Source organism: Moorena sp. SIO1F2 (assembly GCF_010672755.1).
In the GTDB taxonomy this organism is placed as follows: Bacteria; Cyanobacteriota; Cyanobacteriia; order Cyanobacteriales; family Coleofasciculaceae; genus Moorena.
Genome location: NZ_JAAHFV010000539.1, coordinates 1 through 3,003, shown reverse-complemented (window position 1 = coordinate 3,003; position 3,003 = coordinate 1). Strand labels below are relative to the sequence as shown.

The window sequence follows — 3,003 nt, the reverse complement described above, 5'->3', positions numbered from 1 at the left end:
GAATAGGTCTTTGGCAGCCATTACTTTTTCTACAACTTCTAGCACTATTATCCTTCAATAGTGAGCGGGATGCTTACCGCAACAAAGGGGAACCATTATAATGAGTAGTGGACTAACACAGCTAAAGTAGTAGAATATATTTTTGGTAAAAACCTTAATTGACAAGGGATTTAGGGATTTTACTAAAGCACCATTTTAGCTGTGTCAGTCCAGTGGGTTTCATTTTCGGGCGGGCAGGATGCCCACCCCAATCATTTCATCCCTTGATTTAGCAATGCTTGGTTATTCGGGAATTACTGTATCTTCCCGGAAAGCCAGATTTTGAATTCGCTCGTCCAATGCCGGGTCAGTATCAGGCTGATTAAAGGCATTAGCTGCGGTGGGGAAGAATTCATGGAGGTATTCGGCTAGGGCATCCTGCTCGGAACCAAAGGAGGCAAAATTGGCAAAACCCTGGAAAGGTTCAGGGATCGCACCATCTCGGATGCCGTTTTTGTTGAGGTCTTCGTCAGGATCTAAAACCCCATCGCCATTGCTATCCGGCTCACCCCAGAAATCGACCCGATTGAACAAAGCTGGATTGGCACTCAAGAAGGTGGATAAGGGAGCGCCATCAGCCACGTAGCTAATGGTAACACCACGAAACGTGCGGCTGGGATCCCCCACTAATTCACCATTCTGAGCCACTACATCGATAACTTGGTCTTGATCGTCCAGGACAACCAAAGACAGAACCCGATCATTGGCAGGACGAGTGCTATCAAAGCTAAATTTAAGCCGACCGACTTGGGGAAACTGGCCGGGAGTCACACCTGGAGCTGTTGCTGCTACCGCATCCTCGATGGTTTGCAACAATTGATCTGCCGTGACGGTAAACAGGGTAAGTCCATTGTTAAAACGGAGGGAGTTTGTAATGTCGAGTTGGGAAACTTCCCCTTCTTCCTTGCCCACCGCAGGATTGGCTGCTGGGGGCAACAGTTCAAAGTCATTGGGGTCGATGCCACCGTTAGCAGCGCTAATTACCCCGATGTTGGAACGGATGCCACCTCCATTTTTGAAGGAAAACACGGTTGTATCATCGACAGTCTTGGCATAGGTCAGGTTAGCATCAGCGGTTAGGTTACCCAGGTTGGTTTCTTCGGTACGGACAAAAGCGCGATCGCCCCGCAGGAAAACTTTGGTATTGCCAAAAATATTGCTATCCTGAGTACTGATCACTTCATCCAGGGTATTGGTAATTTCTACAACCTCTGGATCTGGGGTCCCTCCTACCGCTGCAACTCCTTGATCATCTGTGGCGTAGGCTCCACTAATGTTGGGGTCAATACTGCTGGCAATCAGGATACCGTTTGCATCAAAGTCCACCACCAGACGACCCACATACTTATAGGTGGCATCTGTGTTCACAACAGCGATCGCGTTTCCATCTCCATTGGTTTTGATAATAGGATAGGAACCGCCACTGGTATCTCCGAGCCGAAGATGATCGGTGGCATCAGACAGCAAGGTGTGAGACCCTCCCGCCACAATTATATCTACATCCCGCAAACGAGGGGCTAACTCATCCCGCTCAATGGTCAACTGTTGCATATGAGCCAGGAGAATAATCTTGTTGATGCCCGTAGCCGTCAATTCATCCACCGCAGTTTGGATTTTAGCAGCCAGGGCGTCATAGTCTGTGGGATTTTCCGGGAACACCGTGACTCCATCAGAGGAAGAGATGGTAGGCAGAAGGGGTGTGCTTGCTCCGACAATACCAATTGGCTCACCATTGACGGTAATCACTGCAGTCCCCGCAACTTGTCCTGCCGGAATGGTGCTGACTTCTTGACCGTTTGCACTGATCAGGCTTGATAGGTTAGGGTCTGTGCTAAAATCCAGGTTTGCACTGAGATAGGGAAACAGCGCCCCACGGTAAGATCCATCAGGTTGAATGATATCCCGCACTTCCTTGCTGCCGAGATCGAAATCGTGATTCCCAAAGGTCGAAGCTTGGATACCGAGTTGATTGTGGATTTCGATATTGGCGTGACCAATACTAGCTTCTCCCACAGGGGTGTCGTTCAACCTAGGGTCGCTGCCAGCAAACAGGAACGGACTGGGAATGTAGTTGTCTCCAGAGGAGAGGACAAGAGTATTGGGGTAGTCCTCCTTGAGGGCATTCAGGACGGCGGAAAACCGAGGAGCATCTTCCAATGCGGCCAGTCCAGCCTCAAAATCTGAAGCATGGAGCAGTTGTAGAGTAAAAGGCTCTGTATCTGAGTCAACAACCTCTGGCTCCGGGTTACTGGTGCCTGTAGAGCCTATATCGGGGATGGGTCGATTCTGTTGTGCTATCACCAGGTAGGCAACGATGGCCAAAACTAGGGCGATCGCAACTGCTACCCCTATTTTCCAAATACGGTTCCAATTCATTAAATATACCTGATCTGTGCCTTGTTTACCATATCAAGTTATTACCCTTTTTTGTACGATAGGATGCCGAAGTAATAGCAAACTTCGACATCCTATCTCTAATGGCTAGCTGTTTAATTCAACTGGCGGCCCAAACCAACGAAAAAGTTAAATATCCCTGCTGTTTCGGACCTATTGCTTGAACCGATTGATTGGCGCTAATACGTGTGAAATACAAATCACCAATCTGGGTAGCCAAAAACTCACTCTGGAACGAACCACAAGAAAGCTGCATTATTTCCATTTGGCTATAAGTCAAAAACTCAGTCACCTGTTCCACATCCGTAAAACGACAGGAAAGAATCTTGGAACGTCCTGCGGTAGATTCGTTCAAATCTTGACCAGAATTTGCTGCTTTAAAACTCATGAGTTGCTCAGATAAAATACATTATATTTCGTGGTAGTTGTCAGTAAGGATGTAGTTCGCCCTTAGGATTTTAGGGAGTAGGGAGTAGGGAGTAGGGAGTAGGGAGTAATAAAATTAAATCTACCTCATAAGTATGATCAATTATATCAAGCTTTTGCTAATATATATAGCAATTCTCATAG

At 47.4% G+C, this 3,003-nt stretch carries 2 protein-coding genes; both read right to left on the bottom strand.

What is annotated here, in order from left to right; genetic code table 11:
- Positions 1-282 precede the first annotated feature (282 nt).
- Entirely contained in the window at positions 283-2,415 is a 2,133-nt protein-coding gene (locus F6J94_RS32380) for a bifunctional metallophosphatase/5'-nucleotidase (RefSeq protein WP_293047753.1), read from the bottom strand.
- Positions 2,416-2,533: 118 nt separating this feature from the next.
- Positions 2,534-2,821 carry a hypothetical protein gene (locus F6J94_RS32375; protein ID WP_293047748.1) on the bottom strand — a complete coding sequence of 96 codons (288 nt, stop codon included), beginning with the start codon at positions 2,819-2,821 and terminating at the stop codon, positions 2,534-2,536.
- Positions 2,822-3,003: the final 182 nt, after the last annotated feature.